At 72.9% G+C, this 24144-nt stretch carries 21 protein-coding genes; 9 read left to right on the top strand and 12 right to left on the bottom strand.

Going from position 1 to position 24144, the window contains the following annotated elements; all coding sequences use genetic code 11:
* Window positions 1–9 precede the first annotated feature (9 nt).
* Entirely contained in the window at window positions 10–369 is a 360-nt protein-coding gene (locus IE134_RS21450) for a hypothetical protein (RefSeq protein ID WP_030711913.1), read from the bottom strand.
* 244 nt (window positions 370–613) lie between these two features.
* Here IE134_RS21450 and IE134_RS21445 point away from each other — a divergent pair, with 244 nt between their 5' ends.
* Genes IE134_RS21445 through rbsD form a run of 5 tightly spaced genes read left to right on the top strand, consistent with a single transcriptional unit; the run spans window position 614 to window position 6507 of the window.
* Entirely contained in the window at window positions 614–1630 is a 1017-nt protein-coding gene (locus IE134_RS21445) for a LacI family DNA-binding transcriptional regulator (RefSeq protein ID WP_098895602.1), read from the top strand.
* Window positions 1627–3195: a sugar ABC transporter ATP-binding protein gene (locus IE134_RS21440; RefSeq protein WP_098019911.1), complete on the top strand. Its 1569-nt coding sequence runs from the start codon at window positions 1627–1629 to the stop codon at window positions 3193–3195. Before IE134_RS21445 ends, IE134_RS21440 begins: the two co-directional genes overlap by 4 nt.
* On the top strand, window positions 3185–5140 hold the full coding sequence (locus tag IE134_RS21435; RefSeq protein ID WP_030711906.1) for an ABC transporter permease/substrate-binding protein: 1956 nt from the start codon (window positions 3185–3187) through the stop codon (window positions 5138–5140). The genes IE134_RS21440 and IE134_RS21435 overlap by 11 nt, the downstream gene beginning before the upstream one ends.
* Window positions 5141–5197: 57 nt before the next feature.
* Window positions 5198–6121, top strand: coding sequence for a ribokinase (locus IE134_RS21430; RefSeq protein ID WP_030711904.1), 924 nt, complete (start codon window positions 5198–5200; stop codon window positions 6119–6121).
* Complete coding sequence (rbsD, locus tag IE134_RS21425; RefSeq protein ID WP_030711901.1) at window positions 6118–6507, top strand: D-ribose pyranase; 390 nt, start codon at window positions 6118–6120, stop codon at window positions 6505–6507. The genes IE134_RS21430 and rbsD overlap by 4 nt, the downstream gene beginning before the upstream one ends.
* A gap of 52 nt (window positions 6508–6559) precedes the next feature.
* Here rbsD and IE134_RS21420 read toward each other — a convergent pair whose 3' ends face one another.
* Genes IE134_RS21420 through IE134_RS21400 form a run of 5 tightly spaced genes read right to left on the bottom strand, consistent with a single transcriptional unit; the run spans window position 6560 to window position 12286 of the window.
* Window positions 6560–7186, bottom strand: a complete 627-nt coding sequence (locus IE134_RS21420; protein WP_189431396.1) for a hypothetical protein — start codon at window positions 7184–7186, stop codon at window positions 6560–6562.
* Window positions 7183–8727, bottom strand: a complete 1545-nt coding sequence (locus IE134_RS21415; protein ID WP_098019908.1) for an ATP-binding protein — start codon at window positions 8725–8727, stop codon at window positions 7183–7185. The genes IE134_RS21420 and IE134_RS21415 overlap by 4 nt, the downstream gene beginning before the upstream one ends.
* Complete coding sequence (locus tag IE134_RS21410; RefSeq protein WP_030711891.1) at window positions 8724–9407, bottom strand: response regulator; 684 nt, start codon at window positions 9405–9407, stop codon at window positions 8724–8726. Before IE134_RS21410 ends, IE134_RS21415 begins: the two co-directional genes overlap by 4 nt.
* A 30-nt stretch (window positions 9408–9437) precedes the next feature.
* Window positions 9438–11087, bottom strand: a complete 1650-nt coding sequence (gene murJ / locus IE134_RS21405) for a murein biosynthesis integral membrane protein MurJ (RefSeq protein WP_189431395.1) — start codon at window positions 11085–11087, stop codon at window positions 9438–9440.
* Window positions 11084–12286: a lipid II:glycine glycyltransferase FemX gene (locus tag IE134_RS21400; RefSeq protein WP_189431393.1), complete on the bottom strand. Its 1203-nt coding sequence runs from the start codon at window positions 12284–12286 to the stop codon at window positions 11084–11086. Before IE134_RS21400 ends, murJ begins: the two co-directional genes overlap by 4 nt.
* Window positions 12287–12504: 218 nt before the next feature.
* On the opposite strand from IE134_RS21400, the gene IE134_RS21395 reads away from it, so the two are divergent.
* From IE134_RS21395 to IE134_RS21380, 4 genes are all read left to right on the top strand, one after another.
* Complete coding sequence (locus IE134_RS21395) at window positions 12505–13716, top strand: L,D-transpeptidase (RefSeq protein ID WP_098896039.1); 1212 nt, start codon at window positions 12505–12507, stop codon at window positions 13714–13716.
* Between the two features lie 133 nt (window positions 13717–13849).
* A complete protein-coding gene (locus tag IE134_RS21390) occupies window positions 13850–15304 on the top strand; it encodes a hypothetical protein (protein WP_189431391.1) in 1455 nt (484 codons plus the stop codon).
* A gap of 137 nt (window positions 15305–15441) precedes the next feature.
* A complete protein-coding gene (locus IE134_RS21385) occupies window positions 15442–16668 on the top strand; it encodes an AAA family ATPase (RefSeq protein WP_189431447.1) in 1227 nt (408 codons plus the stop codon).
* Window positions 16665–17909 carry a vWA domain-containing protein gene (locus tag IE134_RS21380; protein ID WP_030711874.1) on the top strand — a complete coding sequence of 415 codons (1245 nt, stop codon included), beginning with the start codon at window positions 16665–16667 and terminating at the stop codon, window positions 17907–17909. Before IE134_RS21385 ends, IE134_RS21380 begins: the two co-directional genes overlap by 4 nt.
* Window positions 17910–17950: 41 nt before the next feature.
* Here the strand turns inward: IE134_RS21380 and IE134_RS21375 are convergent, their stop codons facing one another.
* The 6 genes from IE134_RS21375 to IE134_RS21350 form a co-directional block, all read right to left on the bottom strand.
* On the bottom strand, window positions 17951–18760 hold the full coding sequence (locus tag IE134_RS21375; RefSeq protein ID WP_030711872.1) for an N-formylglutamate amidohydrolase: 810 nt from the start codon (window positions 18758–18760) through the stop codon (window positions 17951–17953).
* A 109-nt stretch (window positions 18761–18869) separates the two neighbouring features.
* Window positions 18870–19850: a sphingomyelin phosphodiesterase gene (gene sph / locus IE134_RS21370; RefSeq protein WP_098019902.1), complete on the bottom strand. Its 981-nt coding sequence runs from the start codon at window positions 19848–19850 to the stop codon at window positions 18870–18872.
* Between the two features lie 151 nt (window positions 19851–20001).
* Complete coding sequence (locus IE134_RS21365) at window positions 20002–20637, bottom strand: class F sortase (RefSeq protein ID WP_030711866.1); 636 nt, start codon at window positions 20635–20637, stop codon at window positions 20002–20004.
* 84 nt (window positions 20638–20721) lie between these two features.
* Complete coding sequence (locus IE134_RS21360; RefSeq protein WP_030711863.1) at window positions 20722–21168, bottom strand: hypothetical protein; 447 nt, start codon at window positions 21166–21168, stop codon at window positions 20722–20724.
* A gap of 126 nt (window positions 21169–21294) precedes the next feature.
* On the bottom strand, window positions 21295–23349 hold the full coding sequence (locus IE134_RS21355; RefSeq protein WP_373296770.1) for a sensor histidine kinase: 2055 nt from the start codon (window positions 23347–23349) through the stop codon (window positions 21295–21297).
* Window positions 23342–24052 (bottom strand): response regulator transcription factor, encoded by a 711-nt coding sequence (locus IE134_RS21350; RefSeq protein WP_030711860.1) that lies wholly within the window; start codon window positions 24050–24052, stop codon window positions 23342–23344. Before IE134_RS21350 ends, IE134_RS21355 begins: the two co-directional genes overlap by 8 nt.
* Window positions 24053–24144: the final 92 nt, after the last annotated feature.

The following is a 24144-nucleotide window of genomic DNA, read 5'->3' as shown; positions in this document are numbered from 1 at the left end:
CGGAAGCGATCACCCGATGGAGAACCACGCAGCCACCGCCAGGACCAGAGGAACCGGGCAGGCCAGCGCTCCCAGCAGGAGGCTGCGCGTGTCACCGGACATACGCCGCACCGCCGGTGCCCGGCAGACCGCTACGAACACGCCCGCGCCACAGCACAGGACCACGGCGCAGCGCAGCAGAAGGCCGCCGACCGGGGCACCTACCGCCGCTCCCCACAGCGCTGTCATCCCGACCAGGAAGCACAGCCAGGAAGCGGACAGCGACGTGAGCAGCCACAGCACCGCGGAGAGCGCCACCACGCCGGGGCGTCGGCGCGGAGGAGCCATGCGGGCCGGTCGGTAGAGGGCGTCATACGCGCGGGGATCCATGAACTGATCCTCGCCGGTGCCTGTCGTCCGGGCATGAGGCGGATGACTCAACCCGCTGTGAGTCCGTACACCCCGCCCTTCCCCGTCACGATCCGGTCTCGGCCACGGGAGGGGGTCTTGCTTTCGGCCATGTAATCGATTCCAATCATCCGTGTAATCGATTCCACGGCGTCGTGAACCGGTCCACCACCGGTCCGCCCCCAGGTTTCGAGGTGTACGGAAACCACAAGGAGGTGGTCCGGACATGGCGAGTATCAAAGATGTCGCGGCCGAGGCGCGAGTGTCCGTCGCCACGGTCTCGCGGGTGCTGAACAGCCATCCGTCCGTCAGCGAAGAGGCGCGCACCCGTGTCCTCGCCGCCGTCGAGGCGCTCGGCTACCGGCCCAACGCGGTGGCCCGGTCGCTGCGCACGGCCCAGACCCGCACCCTCGGCCTGGTCATCAGTGATGTGCTCAACCCGTACTTCACCGAGCTGGCCCGCTTCGTCGAGGAGGAGGCCCGCGCGCTCGGCTACAGCGTCATCATCGGCAACGCCGACGAGCGGCCCGAGCTCCAGGACCATCACATCCGTACGCTCATCGACCGCAGGATCGACGGGCTCCTCGTCTCGCCCGCCGACGGCGGCTCCCCGCTGATGCGGGACGTCGCCCTGGGCGGTACGCCGATGGTCTTCGTCGACCGCTGGATCCCCGGCATCGACGTGCCCGTCGTCCGGGCCGACGGTACGGGCGCGGTCAAGGATCTCGTCGCCCATCTGCACGGACTCGGTCACCGCAGGCTCGCCATCATCGCCGGGCCCGCCGCCACCACCACCGGCAACGAGCGCGTCGAAGCGTTCCGGGAGGCCATGCGGGGGCTCGGGCTCGCCCTGCCCGACGCCTACATCGGGCAGGGCGACTTCCAGGCCGCCAGCGGGCGGCGGGCCACCGAGCGGTTCCTCGCCCTGGCCGAACCGCCCGAGGTCGTCTTCGCCGCCGACAACCTGATGGCACTCGGCGCGCTCGACGCGATCCGGGCACGGGGCCTGCGGGTGCCCGACGACATCGCGCTCGCCGCCTTCGACGACATCCCGTGGTTCGTCCACACCGATCCGCCGGTCACCGCCATCGCCCAGCCCACCGCCGACCTGGCACGGGCCGCCGTACGCGCGCTGGCCGACCTGATCGAAGGACGGACCCCGCAGTCCGTCACCCTGCCCGCCCGCCTCGTCGTACGCCGCTCGTGCGGCGGGGCCGCAACGAACCAGAGGAGCGACCGGTGACCGCACCGGAGGAGCAACCGACCACCGCGCCCGACGAGTTGCTGCGCATCGAGGGTCTGCGCAAGACCTTCCCCGGCGTGGTGGCGCTCGACAACGTCGACTTCGACCTCCGTAGAGGTGAAGTACACGTCCTGCTCGGTGAGAACGGCGCAGGGAAGAGCACCCTCATCAAGATGCTCTCCGGCGCCTACCGCCCCGATCACGGCCGCATCCTGGCCGACGGCCGCGAGGTGCGCATCGACGGCGCCCAGGACGCCGAACGGCTCGGGATCGCCACCATCTACCAGGAGTTCAACCTGGTCCCTGATCTGACGGTGGCCGAGAACATCTATCTCGGCCGCCAGCCGCGCCGCTACGGGCTCGTCGACCACGGTCGGATGCGCCGGGACGCGGCAGAGCTGCTGCGCCGGGTCGGCGTCGACGTGCGCCCCGACGCCAAGGTGCGTGAACTGGGCATCGCCCGGCTCCAGATGGTGGAGATCGCCAAGGCGCTCAGCCTGGACGCCCGCGTCCTGATCATGGACGAGCCGACCGCCGTGCTCACCTCCGAGGAGGTCGACAAGCTCTTCGCGATCGTCCGCCAACTCCGCGCGGACGGCGTCGGGATTGTTTTTATTACCCACCACCTGGAAGAGATCGCCGCACTCGGCGACCGTGTCACCGTCCTCCGCGACGGCCGCAGCATCGACCAGGTCCCGGCCTCCACCCCCGAGGACGAACTCGTCCAGCTCATGGTCGGCCGCAGCATCGAGCAGCAGTACCCGCGTGAACGCCCCGACACGGGCGACGCGTTGCTGTCCGTGCGGGGGCTGACCCGTAACGGCGTCTTCCACGACATCAGCTTCGACGTGCACGCCGGCGAGGTCGTCGGCCTCGCCGGACTCGTCGGCGCGGGGCGTACGGAGGTGGCGCGGGCGGTCTTCGGCGCGGACCCGTACGACGCCGGTACCGTCGACGTACGCGGCGAACGCCTCGCCCGGCACGACGTCCCCGCCGCCATGAGCGCCGGGATAGGACTCGTACCGGAGGACCGCAAGGGCCAGGGGCTGGTGCTCGACGCCTCCGTGCAGGAGAACCTGGGCCTGGTCACCCTGCGGTCCGCCACCCGCTCCGGGCTCGTCGACCTCAAGGGCCAGCGCACCGCCGCCGCCCGCATCGCGAAGCAGCTCGGCGTCCGCATGTCCGGCATCGGCCAGCACGTGCGCACCCTCTCCGGCGGCAACCAGCAGAAGGTCGTCATCGGCAAGTGGCTGCTGGCCGACACCCGGGTCCTCATCCTCGACGAGCCCACCCGGGGCATCGACGTCGGCGCCAAGGTCGAGATCTACCAGCTCATCAACGAACTGACCGCCTCCGGCCACGCCGTCCTGATGATCTCCAGCGATCTGCCCGAGGTGCTCGGCATGAGCGACCGCGTCCTCGTCATGGCCCAGGGCCGGATCGCCGGCGAACTCCCCGCCGAAGAAGCCACCCAGGACGCGGTGATGGCCCTCGCGGTCTCCACCTCCGCTCCCCACGAACACCCCGCACCGAAGAACGAAGAGGAGGGCCCCCGTGGCCACTGAGACACTCAAGAGTGACACGGGCGCAGGGGGCACCTCCGTGATACGCCGCGTCCTGCTCGACAACGGAGCCCTGAGCGCCCTGGTCGTCCTGGTGGTGGCGATGTCGCTGCTCTCCGGCGACTTCCTCACCACCCAGAACCTGCTGAACGTCGGCGTCCAGGCGGCCGTCACCGCCATCCTCGCGTTCGGCGTCACCTTCGTCATCGTCTCGGCGGGCATCGACCTGTCCGTCGGCTCGGTGGCCGCCCTGTCCGCGACGGTCCTCGCGTGGTCGGCGACCTCGGCGGGCGTACCCGTCGTCCTGGCCGTCGTCCTCGCGATCGTCACCGGCATCGCCTGTGGCTTCGTGAACGGCGCACTGATCTCGTACGGCAAACTCCCGCCGTTCATCGCGACGTTGGCCATGCTGTCGATCGCCCGCGGTCTCTCACTGGTCATCTCGCAGGGCAGCCCGATCGCCTTCCCCGACTCCGTCTCACGGCTCGGTGACACGCTCGGCGGCTGGCTGCCCGTCCCGGTCCTCGTGATGATCGCGATGGGCCTGATCACCGCGCTGATCCTCGGCCGCACCTTCATCGGCCGCTCGATGTACGCCATCGGCGGCAACGAGGAGGCGGCCCGGCTCTCCGGTCTCCGCGTCAAGCGCCAGAAGATCGTCATCTACGCGCTGTCCGGCCTCTTCGCCGCCGTCGCGGGCATCGTCCTGGCCTCGCGCCTCGTCTCCGCCCAGCCGCAGGCCGCCCAGGGGTACGAACTCGACGCCATCGCCGCCGTCGTCATCGGCGGGGCGAGCCTGGCCGGCGGCGTCGGCAAGGCGTCCGGCACCCTGATCGGCGCGCTGATCCTCGCCGTCCTCCGCAACGGCCTCAACCTCCTCTCCGTCTCGGCGTTCTGGCAGCAGGTCGTCATCGGCGTCGTCATCGCCCTCGCCGTCCTGCTCGACACGCTGCGCCGCAAGGCCGGTTCGGGGGCGGCCTCGTCGGCCGGAACGGCACCCGGCGCACCGGGCGCCGGGCGCAGGGGAGCGCTCAAGTTCGCCGGGGCGGCGCTCGCCGTGGCCCTCGTCGTCGGCGCAGTCTCCTACTTCAACTCCGGTTCGTCCGGGGGCACGAAGAAGGTCGGCATGTCCCTCTCCACGCTCAACAACCCCTTCTTCGTGCAGATGAAGGAAGGCGCACAGGCGGAAGCAGAGAAGGCGGGCATCGACCTCACCGTCACCGACGCCCAGAACGACGCCTCCCAGCAGGCCAACCAACTCCAGAACTTCACCAGTTCGGGAGTCTCCTCGATCATCGTCAACCCGGTGGACTCGGACGCCGTCGGACCGGGCGTCCGCAGCGCCAACAAGGCGGACATCCCCGTGATCGCCGCCGACCGGGGCGTCAACAAGGCCGACACCGCCACCCTCGTGGCCTCCGACAACGTGGCGGGCGGCAAGCTCGCCGCCGACGCGCTGGCCGACAAGCTCGGCGGCAAGGGCAGCATCGTCATCCTCCAGGGCACGGCGGGCACCTCCGCCAGCCGTGAGCGCGGGGCCGGCTTCGCCGAGGGGCTGAAGGCGTACCCGGACATCAAGGTGGTCGCCAAGCAGCCCGCGGACTTCGACCGCACCAAGGGCCTGGACGTCATGACGAACCTGATCCAGTCGCACCCCGGCGTCACCGGCGTCTTCGCCGAGAACGACGAGATGGCGCTCGGCGCGGTCAAGGCGCTCGGCAGCAAGGCCGGGAAGTCCGTCTCCGTCGTCGGCTTCGACGGCACCCCGGACGGTCTGAAGGCGGTCGAGGCCGGCACGCTCTACGCGTCGGTCGCCCAACAGCCCGCCGAACTCGGGAAGATCGCCGTGCAGAACGCCGTCAAGGCCGCGAAGGGCGAGAAGGTCGCCAGCACGGTGAAGGTGCCGGTCAAGGTGGTCACCCGGGAGAATGTCGCCGACTTCTCCTGAACCCGCCCCGCACACCGGACTGCCGAACCCGGACCGACGAAAGCAGGAAGCACGCCCATGCACGACAACGCCCCCGACGACCGGTACGACCTGCTGGTCGTCGGGTCGGCCAACGCCGACCTGGTGATCGGCGTCGAGCGGCGCCCCGCCCCCGGCGAGACGGTCCTCGGCTCCGACCTGGCCGTCCACCCCGGCGGCAAGGGCGCCAACCAGTCGCTGGCCGCCGCCCGCCTCGGCGCCAGAACGGCCCTGCTCGCCCGGGTCGGCGACGACGACCATGGGCGCCTGCTGCTGGATTCCCAGCGCGCGGCGGGCGTGGACACGGACGGCGTCCTGGTCGGCGGGGCCCCCACCGGTGTCGCGCTGATCACCGTCGACCCCTCGGGCGACAACAGCATCGTGGTCTCCCCGGGGGCCAACGGACGCCTCACGCCCGAGGACGTCCGGGCGGCGGCCCCGCTGCTGGCCGCCGCCCGGGTCATCTCCGTACAGCTGGAGATCCCGCTCGACACGGTGGCCGAGACGGTACGCGGCCGGGGGCCGGACACCCGGCTCGTCCTCAACCCGTCGCCGCCCGCCCCGCTCCCCGAGGAGGTGCTCGCCGCCTGCGATCCGCTGGTGGTCAACGAGCACGAGGCGCGGTACATCCTGGGCGAGGACGCGGGGGAGGGGCCGCACGCCTGGGCCCCGGCGCTCCTCGCGCTCGGCCCGCGCTCGGTCGTCATCACCCTGGGCGCCGCCGGGGCCCTGGTCGCGGACAGCCGTACGGGTTCCCTGGACCACCTCGTCAGCCCGAAGGTCGAGGCCGTCGACACGACCGGCGCCGGGGACGCGTTCACGGCGGCCCTGGCCTGGCGTCTTGGCCGGGGCGACGATCTGCGGGAGGCGGCGGCCTTCGCCGTGCGGGTGGGCGCGGCGGCGGTCACGGCACGAGGGGCGCAGGAATCGTTCCCGACGCTGGAGGAGGTCGACGCGCTGTGAAGAAGTCGGGCATCCTCAACCGCCACCTGGCGGGCGCGATCGCCGAACTCGGCCACGGCGACACCGTCCTGATCTGCGACGCCGGCATGCCGATACCTTCCGGCCCCCGCGTCGTCGACCTGGCCTTCCGCGCCGGTACCCCGTCGTTCGCCGAGGTACTGGACGGCCTGCTCGACGAGCTGGTCGTCGAGGGCGCGACGGCCGCCGAGGAGATCCGCGACGCCAACCCGGCGGCCGCGGCGCTTCTCGACACCCACTTCCCCTGGCTGGAGTCGGTCCCGCACGACGACCTGAAGGCGCTGACGGCGACGGCCCGCCTGGTGGTCCGTACGGGGGAGGCACGGCCGTACGCGAACGTCCTGCTGCGGTGCGGGGTGTTCTTCTGACACCGGTTTGAAGGCCGCTCGGGGGCTGTGCGTCCGGCCGGGGAGCTGTTCCTCAGCCGGACGCCCCCGGGGCGAGTCCGCAGGAACCGGACCTCTGCGCCCCGTCCTGTCCCCTCAGCGTCACCACCCCCCGGCCGTCCTTGGCCTGGTTGTAGGCGATCGTGCAGGTCAACTGGCGTACGGCCGTGGCGTCCAGGTCCTGCACGGCGAGGGGCAGGCGGGCGGTGATCCCGCCGTCCGATGCGACCTCCACCTGCACGGCTTCCTTCTCGCGGACAGCGGGAAGCGCCGTGGTCAGACCGGCGGCCCGGTCCGCCTCGCCCGGGCCGGAGAGCAGCGCCAGGACGACCTTCTCCGTGGGGGCGGGACCCGCGGGCCCGGAGGGGTCCCGGGCGACGGCGCCCGGCTCGATGTACTCGTCGCCGAACCCGGCCGAGGGCCTGACCTCCCGGACCACGGGACTCAGCCCGCCGTCCGGGGAACGGAAGAAGAGCAGCATGTCGGCGTCACGGTTGAGGAAGGCCTCGACCGTCGCGGGGCCGCCCGCCTCGATGACGTCCGAGTCCTGGATCCCGCAGCCGCCCACCAGCGGACCGCCGACCGCGGCGACGACGGCCGTGGCGAGGCCGCGCCACCGCGTACGCCTCCTCGCGACACCGCGCCGCCCCCCACGCCTCATCTGCCGGCCTCCTCGGCCCGGAGCGGTATCTCGACGGTGAAGACGGCACCGCCGCCGGGCAGGTTCCCGGCGCGGATCGTGCCGTCGTGCAGATTCACGTTCTCCAGGGTGATCGCCAGGCCCAGGCCACTGCCGGGCGAGCGCGTACGGGCCGCGTCGGCCTTGTAGAAGCGGTCGAAGATGTGCGGGAGCGCGGCGGCGGGGATGCCGGGGCCGCGGTCCGCGACCTCGACGACGAGCACGAGCGTCCCCGAGGAGCTCGCCTCGGTGCGCAGGAGCACGGTGACGGGCGCTCCGCCGTGCCGCAGCGCGTTCCCGACGAGGTTGGCGATCACGACGTCGAAGCGGCGCGGGTCGAGCCGGGCCCGGATGTCCGGAGGGAGTTCGGTGCGGATCCGGTCGTCGTCCGCCCAGTGCCGGGCCTGGAGGGTCTTGCGGATGGCCTCGGCGACGTCGATCTCGTCGGAGTTCAGCTCGGCCGCGCGGGCGTCGAAGCGGGAGATCTCCATCAGGTCCTCGACGAGCACGGCCAGCTTTCCCGTCTCCGCGCTGACCAGCCGGACCGCCTGGGCGGTGTCGGCGTCCAGCCGGTCCGCGTCCTCGTCGAGGACCTCGGTGACGGCGAGCATCCCGGCGAGAGGAGTGCGCAGTTCGTGCGAGACGTCGGAGGCGAAGCGGCGCGCACGCGCCTCGGCATCGCGCAGCTCACCGACGGAACGCTCCAGTTGGCCCGCCGACTCGTTGAACGTGTCGGCCAGGTCGGCCAGTTCGTCCCTGCCGCGTACCGGGATACGGGTGTCGAGTCTGCCGCTGCCCATGCTCCGGGCCGCACGGCGCAGCTCCCGAACCGGACGCAGCACGCTGCGCGCCGCGAGCAGGGCGGGGACGAGCGCGACCGCGAGGCCGGGCAGGGCGCCGTTCCGGGCGGCGATGAGGAGGGCGTCCACGTTGATCTGCTCGTCGGTCATCCGCATGACCGCGTACAGGACGAGCCCGGTGGGAAGCGTGCTGTCGGGGCCGGTCTTGAAGACCGTGGGCATGCCGATGGTCAGATAGGGGACGCCGTCCTTGACCACCCGCTCGAAGCTGCCGTACCGGTCGGCCGTCGCCGCCCGGCGCAGTTCGGGGGTGATGACGGAGGAGACCGGGTTCTCGCCGGAGGACGCGCGGATCGAACCGTATTCGGCGAACACCACCCAGGGGCGCGGCTTGCCCGTGCGGGCGAGGTCGCGCAGGATCTCCTCGATCCCCTCCTCCTCGACGGGCAGCCGCCAGCCCGTCCGCTCGACCTGGTCGCGGAAGGTCGAGACGGCCATGTCCTGGGCTGTTTTCAGCAGCGCGTTGCGGGCCTCGCGGTAGGTCAGGGCGGACGTCGTGCCGGCACTGACCGCGGCGACCAGAAGGAACGCGGCCAGCATCCGGGTACGCAGACCGAACGCCCTGACCCGCGAACGCCTACGGGTGGGTGCGGCCGGCCCCGCGCCGTCCGCTCCCTCGTTTCCGCCGTCGCGCGGGCGGCCGGGGCGGGGGACGGTGATCACAGCGGGCCGAAGCGGTAGCCGAAGCCCCGCAGGGTCTGGACGTACCGCGGGTGGCCGACCTCGTCCTCGATCTTGCCGCGCAGCCGGGCGACGCAGGCGTCGACCAGCCGGCCGTCGGCGTGGAAGGTGTGCTCCCAGACGTTCTCCAGGAGCTGCTGCCTGCTGAACACCTGCTCGGGAGCGGCGGACAGGTGCAGCAGCAGCCTGAGCTCCGAGGGAGCGAGCGTCAGGGGCCTGCCGGCCTTGGACACCGTCAGCCCGACCCGGTCGATGGTGAGGTCGCCGTAGACCTCGATGGCCGGGCGGCCCGTCGCGCCGTCGTCCATGCGGCGCAGCACCGCCCGGATCCGGGCGTCGATCACCTCGGGCCGGGCGGGCTTGACGATGTAGTCGTCGGCACCGGCCTCCAGGCCGATGACCACGTCGAAGTCGTCGCCGCGCGCGGTGAGCATGATGATCGGCAACTGGCTGTGCTCCCGGATCCGCCGGCAGACCTGTACGCCGGTCATGCCGGGCAGCATCAGGTCCAGCAGCAGCAGATCGGGGCGGAACTCGGCCAGCGCGGCGAGTCCGTCCTCGCCGGTTCCGGCTGCTCGTACGTCGTGGCCGCGTCGGCGCAGACCGAGTTGGACCCCCTCACGTACGAAGGGGTCGTCCTCGACGAGGAGCACGCGGGACATCGGCTGTTCTCCCTCGGTGGTGGTGGCGGGTCAGGTCCGGGCCCGCCGACTGCGTACACGCAGGAGCAGCGCGTTCAGTTCGGCGAGTCGCAGCGGACGGGCGAGCAGGGCGAAGGTGAGGCCGACGGCGGCCGCGCCGGCGAGGGTGGCGGCCAGGGCGCCCGCCGGTGCCGCGCCGACGGCCGCGAGGTGGCCGAACACGACGGCGGGGACGGCGGCGAGCAGCAGGCGTGCGTGGGCGGCCACGGGGGACGACCGGAAGGGCTGTACGACGTCGAGCCTGCGGCACAGCACCCTGCCGGTCAGCGCCCAGCCCGCGCACAGGGCCAGCGAGTAGGCCGCTGCCATGCCCGTGACGGTCCACCGGGCCGGCAGCAGGTGCGCGGCGGCCAGGGACAGGCCCGCGTTGAGCGCGACGATCACCAGGTTGAGCAGGAACGGCGTACGGGTGTCGGAGAGCGCGTAGAAGGCGCGGGACAGGACGTACTGGCCGGACAGGGCGATCAGCCCCGGTGCGAAGGCCATCAGGATTCCCGCCAGGGCGGCCGTGTCGGCGGCACTGGCCCTCCCGTACCCGAAGACGAGAGCCGTCACCGGCTCGGCGAGGGCGAGCAGTACGCAGGCGGCGGGTACGACGGCGGCGGCGCAGACCCGCAGGGCGTGGGAGACATCGCGCCGCACACCGGCGAGGTCCCCGTCGGCCGCCGCAGCGCTCATCCCCGGCAGGAGCGCCGTCACCACGGACACGGTGATGATGCCGTGCGGTACGACCCACAGGACGTAGGCGTTGTTGTAGGCGCCGAACCCCGGTCCGCCGTCCAGACCGGCGCTCGTGGCGAGCCGGGTGGTGACCCAGTAGGCGGCCTGGTTGGCGAGGACCAGCAGCACCAGCCAGCCGGCCGCCCGCAGGGGCCGGGTCAGGCCGCTGCCGCGCCAGTCGAAGCGGGGCCGCCAGCGGAAGCGGGTGGCGCGCAGGGCCGGCACGAGGGCGAGCGTCTGGACGGCGATACCGGCGGTCGTGCCCCAGCCGAGCAGGGCGGTCCCGGTCGGTGTGAGGGTGTCCCCGCCCCCCAGGGACAGGGCGAGGTAGAGGCCGAAGACGGCGATGACGACGACGTTGTTCAGGACCGGGGTCCACATCATCGCGCCGAACCGGCCCCGGGCGTTGAGGACTTGGCCGAGCAGTGTGAAGAGTCCCAGGAAGAAGATCTGGGGCAGGCAGTAGCGGGCCAGCGCGGCGGTCATCGCCGCCTGCTGTCCGGTGTAGTCGGTGTACACGTCGACGATGGCGGGGGCCGCCCACACCGCGGCCGCGGTGATGACCAGCAGCGCGACGACGCAGACGGTGACGAGCCGGTCGGTGTACGCGACCCCCTTGTCGGGGTGCTCCTTCGCGGCCCGCACCAGCTCCGGGACGAAGACGGCGTTCAGCGCACCGCCCAGCAGCAGCATGTAGACGATGGTGGGCAGGGCGTTGCCGACCGCATAACCGTCGGCGGCCGGCCCGATGGTGCCCAGGGCCGCCGCGACCACGGCGGACCGGGCGAAGCCGGTGGCGCGGGCGACGACGGATCCGGCGGCCATGACCGCACTGCCGCGCGGAGCGGTGACCGCCGCCTTCGCATCCGGCGGGACCACGGCGGCGCGGTCGGTGCGCGTCGTCGGTGACGTCTGCTTCATCGGCGGTTCAGGTACGCCTGGAAGGCACGGTGAAGCGCATGGTTGGCGCTGCCGCCCACTGGCCTCTCCCATTCCCCCAACGTCTCGACGACCTGACCACCGGTGCCGAGCTTCCACCGCAGCAATCCGTACGCACGTTCTTCCGGATCGAGAGTGGAGGGTACCCCGCGCATGTCGTAGACGTCCGCCCCGGTCGCGTGGGCGTCCAGCAGCATCCGCCACTGAAGGGCGTTGGAGGGCCGGACCTCGCGGCGGTGGTCGGCCGACGCGCCGGTCTGGTACCAGGTCCGGCGGCCCACGGTGATCATCGTGTGTGCGGCCAGGATCTCGCCCCGGTGCCGGGCGAGGTACAGCTTCATGCGGCCCGGTTCCTCGGCGTTGAGAGCGGCGTACTGACGCTCGTAGTACGCGAGTGAGCGGCCGAGACGGAATCCGTCGCGACGCTCGGTGAGGGTGAGCAGACGGCTGAACTCGGGCAGGTCCGCCGCACTGCCGACCACCACCTCCACACCCTCCTTCCGGGCCCGGCGCACGTTCCGGCGCCACTCCTGGTTGAGCCCGGCCCACAGGTCGTCCGGGGTGCGTCCGGCGAGCGGTACCTGGAAGACGTGGCGCGGCTGGGCGTCCCCGCCCTGGCCCGTCCCGTCGCCACCGCAGCGCCGCCAGCCCCTGACCCGCAGCCGGTCGGCGACGGCGGAGCCGAGGGGGTCGACCTCGCTGGCCAGGACGTCACCGATGCGGCGGCCGGGGCCGGCGAGCGGCTTGAGCCGGGCGGCGTCCCAGCGCCGGTAGGCGGGCGACGGGCCGATGCGCACGGCGAAGGCCCCCGCACGGCGTAGGTGCTCCAGGAGCGGATCGAGCCATGCGTCGACGTCGGGGTCGCTCCAGTCCGCGACGGGCCCTTCGGGGAGGTAGGCGAAGTACTTGCGCGTACCGGGGAATTGACGCAGCAGCACCAAGGCCGCGCCCGTCAGCGCGCCCGCCTGCGGATCGGGCCCCCAGCCGATCAGGTGGGCGCGCCAGCCCTCCTTGACGTCGGCCCAGGACGGGCATTGGAGGAAGCCGGGGCCGAGGGCCCGGCCTTCCGGGGACGCGAGGAAGGCGCGGTAGGTCTCCGGGGTGATGGTGCCCAGGGCCGAGCCCTGGTTCCGTGCGCGGCGCACGGGGCTGGACGACGACGGCACGAGCAGCGCTGACACGGTCTGGCCTCTCCTTCTCCCCGGGACCGGCCGCGGGGACACCGAGGATGCTCACAGCGCTTCATGACCGCTCCGAGCGGCGAATGTGACCGGACCATGACCGTTCCTCACCAGTCGCCGTCACATCGCCCCACGGCGTCTGAACTGGGGTTTTCCGCCTCTACAGTCGCAGCATCGCCGACTCGTCCGGCTCTCTCGCGGCTCTCCCGGAGGTCCTGTTGTCCCGCTCGTCACTCATACCCGTGCACATCCACGCCCGCGTCCGCGCCGCCGTGGTCGCCGCCCTCGTGGCACCGCTCGCCGCCTGCTCGTCGAGCGCTTCTTCCGGCACCCCGGCCGCCGAGGCGACACCGAGCCCCGACGACCGGCCCGTCACGGTCTCCGTCACACCGACGGGCAAGCAGGTCCCGGCCGGTGAGCCCGTACGGGTCGCGGTCTCGGGCGGCCGCCTCACCTCGGTGACCGTCACCGCCGCCGACGGCCACCGGCTCGCCGGAAAGGCCGCCGCCGACGGCCGGTCCTGGGTCTCCGACCGCAAGGCCGTACCCGGTACGGCGTACGAGGTGACGGCCGCGACCAGGAGCGCGGGCGGAACGGCCCGGACCGCCCGGGCCGGCTTCACCACGGCGCAGGCGGGCAAGGTCAACAAGGTCGACTGGCGACCGGGCACCGGCACCACCGTCGGCGTCGCCCAGCCCATCTCCCTGGTCTTCGACCACCCGGTCAAGAACCGGGCCGAGGTCGAGAAGCAGCTCAAGGTCACCACCTCCAACGACACCGAGGGCTCCTGGGGCTGGATGCGCGACTGGTCGGGCCGGGACCGGGTGGACTGGCGGCCCAGGACGTACTGGAAGCCGGGGACCGAGGTCACGCTGAAGGCCGAGCTGAACGGCACCGACTCGGGCGCGGACGGCGGCTGGTTCGTCCGCGACTACACGACGGCCTTCACCATCGGCGACCGGCAGGTCGTCGAGGTCGACCTCGACCGCCACCGACTCGCCCTCGTCCGCAACGGCGAGACGGTCCGCCGGATCCCGGTCTCCGGCGGCACGCCCGGCGGCGACAAGCGGTCCTGGCGAGGGACCGCCGTGCTCATGGCCAAGGAGGGCACGATCAACATGAACTCCGAGACCGTGGGCCTCGCCGACGCCTACGACAAGATGGTCGACCACTCCATGCGGTTGACCTGGTCGGGCATGTACGCGCACGCCGCCCCGTGGAACGCCCGCCATCTCGGCAGGGCCAACCGGAGTTCCGGGTGCATCGGTATGAGCGACGCGGACGCGGCCTGGTTCTACGGGCAGGTGCGGCCGGGCGATCCGTTCGAGATCACCGGCAAGGACACCAAGGGCGTGGTCGCGCCCGGGAACGGCTTCGGCGCGTGGAACCTCTCGTGGACCGAGTGGCAGGGGATGAGCGCGTTGCGCTGAGACCGTTCGGCGGAGTGGGTCCTCCATGGTGCTGAAGAAAGCTCTGGCAGATCCCGGTGACCGGAGCTAAGCTCCCCGCGATGACTCACTCCATGAACAGATTGGGGGACCCGTCCGCGCAAGGTGAGTGCTGATGCTCCCTTCGACCGCGAACCGGGATTCCCGCCCGTCCTCTTCTCCTTCCCCCTCCTTCTGGCCGCGCGTACGCGAGTTCGCCGTGCCGGCCCCGATGATCGAGACTGCGACCGCCCGCCGCGAGGCCGGGGACTGGGCAGGAGCGTGCGCCGCGGCAGGCGTCGACGTCGATCTCCAACTCCGTTCCGTGGCACGCAGCCACGGCCGGGCCCTCACCGCCCGCATCCGGGCCGACCTGCGCCACCTGGCTCCCGACCTGCTGCGCTGGCACATGCCGAGAATCGCACCGCACGGGCTGCTGCGCCCGGGGCTGACGATTGAACTGGTCCGCTACGACCCACCGGAGCGCGATGGGCCGGGCCCGCTGCACCTGGTCGTCCGGACCCCGCCCGCCTGGGCGGACGCCGGGCAGCGGATCAGCCTCGGGTTGTGGGACGGCTCGCACAGCGAGCCCACCGCCCGCCGTCACCCCCACCCGCATCCGAACCGCCGCTTCCGCCTCGACCTGCACCGCCACCTGTGGGATGCGCGCAGGGCTCATGAGCTGCGGCTTCGCTCCGGGTCCGACCTCCGGTCAACCGGGCATGCCGATACGGCCGTTGACCCTGAGCTGTGGAGTGCCGTGCCACCGGACCTCCGCTGTGCCGTCGACCGGTGGGCGGCGGAGGCGGCGACCCTGCTCCGAGCCGATGGGCGGGGGCCGGGCGGCACGGTGAGCGTGCGGCTGGGCGGCCGACGCCGACTGCTTCTCCGCGTGGAGGCCGACGAGGACGCCCCGGGCACGACTGTCGCGCGGATCGCGGCGGTGGTGCCGGACCCGGGTTCGTCCACGGCACCGGTGCTTCCGGACGCGGCCACCTGGGTGCTGCCCGACCTCGACCTGCTCCGTACCGGGGCGATCGAGGCCGGGCAACTGCACCCACTGGTCGCACGGGCGCTCGTGCCGGACCTCCCGCCGCCGGCTCCGCCCCCGACCCGTTCACGTACCGGCGACGGGGCCGGAGCCACGCGCCTGGTGGATTGCCGGGGAGCCCAGCACAGGATCGGCCTGGTCGAAGGGGCCCTCGCGCCGCTGGACCACGACCCGGCCGAGATCCGCCGAGAGGAACTGCTGGTCGCCCTCACCGGTACGCCGCTGCCCTGCCTCCGGGCCATCGACGAGGCACACCGACGGCCCGACTGCCTCACCGGTGTGCGCGAACGCCTCGACCACGGGGACATCGCCGGTGCGCTGGCCGTCGTCGAGGGGCTGCTCGGCCCCGAGGCGGTGCTCCGCGACGGCCCCCTGAGGGACGAACTGGAAGCCGCGGCCCGACGGCGGATCACCTACGGACTGTTCCGGGCCGACCTGCTCGGCCCCGGCCCCATCCGCCGCCGCTTCGACCCCCACCGCCCCGTCGAACCCCGCCCGCGCAGGGCCCGACGACCGCGCCACACAACCACCGTCAGCTGATCCGGGGTCCACGAGCCTCGGGGCCGCCCTGCGCTGCCCCCTGACGGCTCATGCCCCTGCTCACTCTCCGCCCATCCGTCATCTCGCACACCCTCAGGTGATCACTCGTGCTCACGAACACCCCGCCCTCCGCGCCCATGAACTCCGCTCCCGACTCCCAACTCGCCGTCGCCGAGACGCTGATGAGCCTGCTCCGCGACACCACGACCGAGCCGCGCCCCGACATCCAGTTGGAGGCGCTGACCCTCGCGGTCTCCGCCGATCTGCCCGTCCTGCTGTGGGGCGAGCCGGGGATCGGCAAGACCGCGGCTCTGACCCAGCTCGCCGCCTCCCTGGACCTGCCGCTCACCACGGTCATCGCCAGCGTGCACGAGCCGTCCGACTTCTCCGGGCTGCCCATCGTCGGCGACGACCCGGCCGAACAGGGTGTGCCGATGGCCCCGCCGGACTGGGCCGTCCGCCTCGTACGGGCGGGAAAGGGCCTGCTGTTCCTCGACGAACTCTCCACCGCACCGCCCGCCGTCCAGGCCGCGCTGCTGCGCCTCGTACTGGAGCGGCGGATCGGTGCGCTGCAACTCCCGCCCGGCGTGCGGATCGTGGCGGCGGCCAATCCGCGTTCGTCCGCGGCCGACGGCTGGGAGCTGAGCCCGCCGCTCGCCAACCGGTTCGTCCACCTCCAGTGGACCCACGACCACGAGGTCGTCGTACGCGGCCTCGCCGGCACCTGGCCTCGCGCGACGCTGCCCCGCCTCGCCCCCGAGAAGCTGCCCGAGGCGGTGGACTTCGCCCGGCGCGCTGTATGCGGGCTCCTCTCCGCCCGCCCCACGCTCGTCCACCGGCTGCCCACCACGGAGACCCGCCGGGGCGGCCCGTGGCCGTCGCCGCGCAGCTGGGACATGACGCTGAACCTGATCGCCTTCGCGACCGCCGCCGGATCCTCCAGGGAGGTGCTGTCCCTCCTGGTCAGGGGAACGGTGGGAGACGGCCCGGGCCTTGAACTGCTGGCCAGCCTGGACCGGATGGACCTTCCCGACCCCGAGGACCTCCTCGCCGATCCGGCCAACGCCGTTCTGCCCGAGCGCGGCGATCTCCGGCAGGCCGCACTGGACGGGGTTGTCGCCGCGGTCCGTACCCGCCCGGACCGGGCGCGCTGGGACGCGGCGTGGGCGCTGCTCGTCCGCGCGCTGGAGACCGGAGCCCCCGACCTGGTGGTCGTCCCCGCCACCACCCTCGCCTCGGTGCGCCAGGAGGACTGGGACGTGCCCGCGGCCGTCGAGCACCTCGCGGGCGTGGTCTCCCTGTCCCAACGGGCGGACCGGGCGGCTGACCGGGTGGCCCGCGTCGGAGCGAAGGCGGGCCGATGACGACTTCGGACGCGCCGGGCGCGCTCGACCTGGACAAACTCTTCGCCGCCCGCCTCCAGGCCGCCCGGGCCCGCCCCTATCTGGCCACGGCCCTGTTCGCCCTGCACACCGTGGAATCGCGCGAGGTTCCGACCATGGCCGTCGACCGGTACTGGCGGTGCTACGTCTCGCCGGGCTTCGTCGCCCGCACCCCGGTGGAGGAGCTGGCCGGGGTCTGGGTCCACGAGGTGTCGCACCTGCTGCGCGACCACCACGGCCGCAGCGACCGGGTCGCCCGGCAGCGCGGGCTGACCGGCCCGGGGGACCGGCTGCGGATGAACATCGCCGCCGACTGCGAGATCAACGACGACGTGTACGGCGACGGCCTGGCCCGGCCCAAGGGCGCCGTCTACCCGTCGACGCTGCACCTCCAGTCCGGGGAGCTCATGGAGGACTACCTGTACCAGTTCCGCCTCGGCCCGCGCACCCAGAACCTCGCCTGGCTGGACTGCGGCAGCGGCGCCGACGGACTGGAGAGGGAATGGGAGCTGGGGCCGGACGGCGCGCACGGGCTCAGCGCCCACGAACAGGACGCCGTCCGCTTCCGGGTGGCGCAGGGCATCACCGGCCGCCCGGGAAACGCCTCGAAGGGGTGGAAGCGGTGGGCGGAGGAGGCGTTCCATCCTCCGCAGCCCTGGCGGGAGTTGCTGGGCGCCGCCGTCCGCTCGGCCGCATCGGGCCCCGGCGCGGGGGAGGACTACACCTACGGGCGGCCCTCGCGCCGCTCCACCGGACTCCCCGGCGTCGTCCTGCCGAGCCTCCGCCGCAGACCGCCCCGGGTCTCCGTCGTCATCGACACCTCCGGCTCGGTCAGCGACGCCGAACTCGGCAGCGCCCTCCTCGAAGTCGCTGCCATCTCCCGCGCGGTGGGCGGCCGACGCGACCTGGTCACCGTCCTCGCGTGCGACGCGGCGACCCGGGTGGTCCACCCGCTGTGCCAGGCCGAGGGCATCCCGCTGGTGGGCGGTGGCGGCACGGATCTGCGTACGGGCTTCGCCAAGGCGCTGCGGTCCCATCCCCGCCCCGACGCCGTCGTCATCCTGACGGACGGGCAGACACCGTGGCCGAGCGTGCAGCCGGCGTGCCGGACGGTCATCGGCTTGTTCCCGAGGGACCACCGGCGCGGCTCCTGGAACGAGGACAACCCCGACTACGTCCCTCGGCGGCCGCCGGCGTGGGCGCGAGTGGTGGAGATCGGCTGAGCGCCTTCGTGGCCGAATCGGACCCGCCGCAGGGGGGCCGGTCACCGGGCAGTGACGCTCCCCACCAGCTCCGCCAGCGCCTCGGCAAGCGGGTCGAGGCCGGGTCCCGCCGGGCCGCCCGGCTCGCTCATGTACGTGTCGCGGCGGATCTCGATCATCAGCGCGGTGACCCGGCGGTCCGTTCCGTAGTGCCGGAGAGGGACGTACGTACCGGCGAACGGCGTGTCGTGCCCGATGCCGTCATGGCCGACGCGTCCGCCGAACGCCGCCTCCGCCGCCGCGAGAAGCTCCGGCGGGGTGTGGAACGGGTCGGTGCCCAGGCAGACGGGCGGGCGGGGGCCGGTGCCGTGGAGCTCGTAGGGGAGTGGCTCGGTCGGGTACGAGTGGACGTCGATGATCACCGCGCGGCCGGCGGCGGCGATGCGTGCCTCGACCGCCTCGGTCATGGCGGCGGCGTAGGGGTGGAAGTACGCCTCCAGCAGGGAAGTGGGGTCGCTTCCCGGCGGGCGGAGCGGTTCGCGGTGGGTGGTGCGGGTGTAGACGGCGCCCATGCCGACGACGAGCATCTCCTCCCGCTCGTCCGGGAAGCGCTCGGGGTCGACGACGAGCCGGGACAGGTTGTTGACGAAGCGCCACGGGGTGGCCGGGGCGATGTGCGCCGCAGCCGCGGCCAGTTCGGCGGTGTGGGCGTCGGTGATGTGATCGAGCTCGCGCTCCAGCGGGGCGTCGTCCAACGTGATCCCCTCGCGTACGTGGTGGGGGATGCGGCGGGACCCGTGCGGTACGTGGAGGAGGACCGGGGAGTCGGGGGAGCCCGGGATGAGGGTGAAGGGCTGTCGGGGGTCGCTCACGGGTACTTCTCCTCCGGTGTGCCGTCTTCGTCGCACACCAGTCTCCCGTGCCCGCCCAGGTGGTGGTTCCCCGGCGAGGTGCCGGGGGGACCACCACGTCAGAGGACGGTCACTGGCCCGAACCGATCACCGGGTAGTGGTCGGAGAGGTTCGTGTACGTGTACTTCTTGCCCCAGCTGGACACTGTCCACGGGGCGCTCTGCTCCTTGATCACATCGTTCTTCCAGCCCGACGGCTTCGCGTGGCCCGTACGGTGCAGGACGTGGTCCAGGTCCTCGCGCGGGTCGTCGGGGTAGCGCTCGGAGGCGATGGAGTTGTCGCGGGTGTCGAAGGAGTACGTGTGGCCCGTCCGGGAGTCCGGGGTGGTCAGGCCGGCGTCGGAGAGGAACGACGCGTACTCCGCCGAGTGCCCGTCGACGTTGAAGTCGCCCACCACGACGACCTGTTCGGAGGCCGGGATGTTCTTCGCGTCGAGGAACGCGTCCATCTGCTTGAACTGCCGGCTGCGCATCTGCGCCGCCTCGCCCGCCGAGCAGCCGGGGTCGGTCGACTGGGCGTGGGTGCCGACGACGTGGACCCGGGCGCCGTTCACGTTCAGCACCGCGTAGGCGAAGCCCTTGTTCGAGAACCAGTCGCCACCGCACGCGTCCTTGAAGACGAACTGCTCCTTGCGCACGATCGGCCACTTGCTGAGGATGGTGACGCCGCCGTCCTCCGGCGTCGTCGCCGAGTAGGAGCCGCCCGTGGCGTCCCAGCCGCTCTTGCTCCGGCCGACCACCGGGGTCTGGTGCGGGTACTGGGCGGCGGCGTTGTGCAGCAGCGCGTCGGAGGCGCCGTTGTCGAAGGCCTCCTGGATCACCACGACGTCGTTGCCCTGGAAGAACGACGTCTTCGGGATCTCGGCCGCCCGGTGGTCCTGGCCCCAGTTGGGGTACAGCGTCTTGCTGAAGAGGAACGCGTTGTACGAGAGCACCCGCAGCGACGGGGTCTCGGCAGCCGCTGCCTGGGGAGCGTTCGCGGCGAGGGTGGCGGTGGCGAGCGCGGCGGACAGGGCGACGCCGGTCAGGCGGCGGAACGCGGTGTTCGGCACGAGGTCTCCTGTGGTCGAGTGGGGGGCGTACCGGGCGTCCCCCATCCAAGCAGCGGCAGTTACCCACGGGTAGACATCGGGTGGCACGAGTCTGTCCGATCGGCTGCCATCCGGATCGCGGCCGGACACGCCGGCTCGTGTTCGGCGCCGCTCAGGCGAGGGCGCCGTACACGATCAGGTTGTCCACCGGGTGGCCCTCCGCGTCGAACTCCCCGTCGCAGGTGATGAGCCGCAGCGTGCTGCCCTTCGTCGGGCCGTAGACCTTCTCGGTGGGGAACGCCTTCTTGCTGACCGCTTCCTTTCCCGTGACCGTGAAGCGCAGGGTCTTCCCCACGCCGTCGCGGACCAGCACCTCGGCGCCCTCGCGGATGTTCTTGAGGTCGTGGAAGACGGCCCGGCCGAAGCGGGTGTCGTTGTGGCCGATCAGTACCGCCGGGCCCGGTGCGCCGGGTACGGACCCGCCGCGGTACCAGCCCGCCGTCATACCCTTCTCCGCCGGCGGGACCTCGACCGTGCCGTCCGCGTTGAGGCCCAGCTCCATGAGGGTGCTTCGTACGCCGATCGAGGGGATGGAGACCTCCGTGGGAGCCGACCGTTCCGTCTCGTCGGCCCGGGGCGGGGCGGTCGATCCGGAGCCCGCCTCGTCCCGCGCCGACGCGGAGGGGGCGGCGGCCGTGGCCGCGGAGGGCTCGGCGGACGAGCATCCGGCCAGGGCGACGCAGGCCGCGACGGCGGTCAGCAGGGCGGCGGTCCGCCGGAAGAGGTGGGGCGTACGGGGCGACAGCACAGCAGACTCCGGAGTCAGGGTGGGACGGGGGGTGTGGGTGTGGCGCCGCCCCGGTGCGGGGCGGCGCCACAGTCAGCGGTCGGGTCAGCCGTTGTGGCCGGCCGCCGAGCGGCGGCGCAGCACGATCGTGCCCGCGCCCGCGAGCAGCGCGGTCCCGGCCGCCGAACCGGCGAGCAGCGTGGTGCTGTTGTCGCCGTTGCCGGCCTGGCGTTCACCGGCGGCGACACCACCGCGCGGGGTGACCGACGGGGCCGCCTCCGCGGGCGCGGCCTGCTTCGGCGCCGGTGCCGGGCGGTCGCCCGCCGCCACACCGCCGCGCGGGGTCACTGCCGGGGCGGCGTCCTGCGGGGCCTCCGACGGGGCCTCCGCGGCGGCCTCGCTCCGTTCCGGGGCCGGTGTGGCCTCGACGGGCGCCGACGGCTTCGGGGAGGCGTCGGCGAAGGCGGCGGCGGACGGGACCAGCACCGCGCCGGCCGCGACAGCGGCGAGGACGGCGGCGCGCAGGGTGGTGCGCGAGGGGAAAGCGGTCATACGGATGGCTCCATTCCATACTCGGCCCCGTGACGGTCCCGGATGCCGGTTCGCACCGGGGACGGGGCATGCCGCCAGGCTGGCGTGGAGATATGAAGAAGCTGTCAGAACGCTGTGGTCATCCCATCAGGGCGCGGACGGCGGCTCAGCTCCGGGCAGGCGGAGGGCGAACGTCGACCCCTCGCCCTCGGTGCTCGTCGCCTCCGCGGTGCCGCCGTGCGCCTCGACCAGTTTGCGGACGATGGCCAGGCCCAGGCCGCTGCCGCCCGTGCGGCGGCTGCGGGACTTCTCGGCGCGCCAGAAGCGGTCGAAGACATGGGGGAGGTCGTCCGCGGGGATACCGGATCCGGTGTCGGCCACCTCGATCACCACCGTCCCGCCGCCGATCACGACCGTCCCGCAGCCATCCTCGGAGGCGTTCGGCCCGGGGGCGTACGGCCCGGAGGCGTCCCGCCCCGCGACGTACGCACGCAGCGTCACCCGCCCGCCCTCCGGCGTGTGCCGTACGGCGTTGGACACCAGGTTGCCCACCGCCTGCCGCAGCCGGACCGGGTCCGCGCTCAGCGCCGGGCCCGGGGCGGGTGCCGTGACGGCGAGCGTGACGCCCGCGTTCTCCGCCCGCGCCTGGTGCGCGGCGGCGACCTGGCCCAGCAGCTCCCGGACCTCGACGGGCTCCGGATGCAGGCGCAGCGCCCCCGCGTCGGCCGCCGCCAGGTCCTGGAGGTCGTCGATGATGTGCTGGAGCAGCACGGCCTCCTCCAGCAGCGAGGAGACGAACGCCGGGTCGGGGTCGGCCAGTCCGTCCTGGGCGGCCTCCAGCCAGCCCCGGATGTTGCTCAGCGGGGTGCGCAGCTCATGGGCGACATCGCTCACCATCGCCTTGCGCTGCTCCTCCAACCGCGCCCGATGGGCCGACATGTCGTTGAACGCCGCGGCCAGCCGCCCGACCTCGTCGTCCCCCGACACGGGCACCGACGCCGGCTGCTCCCCGTCCCGCATCCGCTGTGCGGCGCCGGTCAGCGCGTGCAGCGGGCGTACCAGCCGGGCTCCCGCGAACACCGAAGCGCCCACCGTGAGGGCCAGCACGAGCGCCGCCGCCCCGGCGATCCTCGCGGTGTTCGCCGGCGAGAGGTCGAAGCCGGGCAGCGTCGCGCCGCCCTCGTCGCCGATGAAGAGGAGGGCGGGGGAGGCCACGTACGAACTGAGCTGCTCGCTGCGGGCCGTGCCCACACAGGACGCGATGGCCCGGTCGTTCTCCCCGGTCAGCTCCGGCATCTCGACCGACGGCGCGGCCTGCTCCGCCGGGGCGTCGCGCGGCGCGGGCACCGGCCGCGGTACGACCGCCCCGGGTTCGCCCGGCACGGCCACCGGGGCCGGATCGCCCCAGGACAGATCGTTGTTCAGCCGTACGCCCTCGCGGCCCTGGCGCTTCAGGCAGGCGTCGGCCAGTTCGCTGAGCGCGTCGAGCGCCTTGCGTTCCGAACGGGTGGGCGTGTCCAGGGCGGCGAGATCGCAGCGGGTGCCGAGCGCGCGTTCGGGGTCGTTGCCGACGATCTGCACCCGGGGGCGGCCGCTCGCGCCGACCACCACGTCCGAGGCGATCCCCGCCCGGTTCAGGCACGCCACCTTGTCGTCGGCCGTCCGCCGCAACGCCCGGCTGTCGGCCGCCGAGAGCCGGAAAGGACCCACCGCCCGGGGGTCGATCCGGTCGGCGCCCGTCCCCTGCCCGTCGGCGCCGCGCACCGCCAGAACGGTGTCCACGGACAACGGGTCGACCACCGCCGACGCCTGCGGCGGGAGCGCCGGGGCGGTCGGCTCGGTGGCGGAGTCCGCGAGCGGCTGCCGGCCCTGCGTGGTCAGGGCGACCCGGCGGCCCGACTCCCGCGCCAGCTTGCGGACCGTCGCCCCGACCCCGTCCCAGGTCGGGTTGCGGGCGGCGTACTCCAGCAGGGTGTCGTAGATACGGGCGTCCGCGGTGAGGTTCTGCCCCTGCTCCTGCTTGATCGCGCCCGAGGTGGTCTGTACGGCGATCCAGGCGGTGGCCGCCACCGAACACGCGGCCACCAGCGCCGAGACGGCGAGCAGCCGCCCCAGCAGGCTCCGCCGCAGCGGCAGCCGCGCCCGATCCGCCCGGCGCGGCTCCTGCTCCCGGGCGCCGCCGTGCCCGCGTCTCCTACGCACGCCGGGCCGCGGCCTTCGCCGGGTCGGTCAGTTTGTAGCCGACGCCGAAGACGGTGAGCAGCCGCTCCGGCCGCCGAGGGGCCCGCTCGATCTTCTTGCGCAGGTTCATGACGTGCACGTCGACGGTCCGGGCGCTGATGTAGCGGTCGAACCCGTGGAGTTCCTCCAGGAGCCGCTGACGGCTGAACACCCGGTCCGGCTCCGCGGCCAGGGCCGCCAGGATCCGGAACTCGCCCGGGGTGCACTCCACCGGTCCGCCGCCCACCGACACCTCGTGCCGCCCCGGATCGACCACGAGGTCGCCGACGCGCAGGACCGGATCCTCGGCCACCGGCTCCGGGGCGGCGGGCCGCCGGGTGCGCCGCAGCAGGGTGCGGACCCGCGCCATCAGTTCGCGCGGGCTGTAGGGCTTGGTCATGTAGTCGTCGGCGCCGAGGTCGAGACCGAGCAGGAGATCGTCCTCGGTCGACCGCGCGGTCAGCATCAGCACGGGCAGTTCGCGGTCCTCGGACCGCAGTACACGCACCACGTCCAGGCCGTCGGCCCGGGGCATCATCACATCGAGAACCAGCAGGTCGGGTTCCCGGTGCCGGACGGCGTCGAGCACGGCGAGGCCGTCGCCCACGACCCGTACGGCGTGTCCTTCCCGTTCCAGATAGCGGCGTACCAGCTCGGCCTGCTTCTCGTCGTCCTCGGCGACCATGACGTCTGCGCACACGCTCCCGATCGTAGAGCGGCGGTACTGCGGTGCGAGGCCGGGGCGGGGTCCGGCTCCGCGGAGGGCGGGCCCGCATC

The organism is Streptomyces rubiginosohelvolus (assembly GCF_014649875.1).
GTDB classification, from domain to species: domain Bacteria; phylum Actinomycetota; class Actinomycetes; order Streptomycetales; family Streptomycetaceae; genus Streptomyces; species Streptomyces rubiginosohelvolus.
The sequence above is the reverse complement of the archived record's forward strand: the minus strand, read 5'-3'. Positions and strand labels throughout refer to the sequence as shown.

What these genes read in the sequence shown, in the direction of transcription:
- IE134_RS21360 (WP_030711863.1), bottom strand. Translation starts at nt 21,168, where the DNA reads ATGACCGCTTTCCCCTCGCGCACCACCCTGCGCGCCGCCGTCCTCGCC.
- IE134_RS21390 (WP_189431391.1), top strand. Translation starts at nt 13,850, where the DNA reads ATGCTCCCTTCGACCGCGAACCGGGATTCCCGCCCGTCCTCTTCTCCT.
- murJ (WP_189431395.1), bottom strand. Translation starts at nt 11,087, where the DNA reads ATGAAGCAGACGTCACCGACGACGCGCACCGACCGCGCCGCCGTGGTC.
- IE134_RS21420 (WP_189431396.1), bottom strand. Translation starts at nt 7,186, where the DNA reads ATGAGGCGTGGGGGGCGGCGCGGTGTCGCGAGGAGGCGTACGCGGTGG.
- IE134_RS21385 (WP_189431447.1), top strand. Translation starts at nt 15,442, where the DNA reads ATGAACTCCGCTCCCGACTCCCAACTCGCCGTCGCCGAGACGCTGATG.
- IE134_RS21450 (WP_030711913.1), bottom strand. Translation starts at nt 369, where the DNA reads ATGGATCCCCGCGCGTATGACGCCCTCTACCGACCGGCCCGCATGGCT.
- IE134_RS21430 (WP_030711904.1), top strand. Translation starts at nt 5,198, where the DNA reads ATGCACGACAACGCCCCCGACGACCGGTACGACCTGCTGGTCGTCGGG.
- IE134_RS21350 (WP_030711860.1), bottom strand. Translation starts at nt 24,052, where the DNA reads ATGGTCGCCGAGGACGACGAGAAGCAGGCCGAGCTGGTACGCCGCTAT.
- IE134_RS21380 (WP_030711874.1), top strand. Translation starts at nt 16,665, where the DNA reads ATGACGACTTCGGACGCGCCGGGCGCGCTCGACCTGGACAAACTCTTC.
- IE134_RS21410 (WP_030711891.1), bottom strand. Translation starts at nt 9,407, where the DNA reads ATGTCCCGCGTGCTCCTCGTCGAGGACGACCCCTTCGTACGTGAGGGG.
- IE134_RS21445 (WP_098895602.1), top strand. Translation starts at nt 614, where the DNA reads ATGGCGAGTATCAAAGATGTCGCGGCCGAGGCGCGAGTGTCCGTCGCC.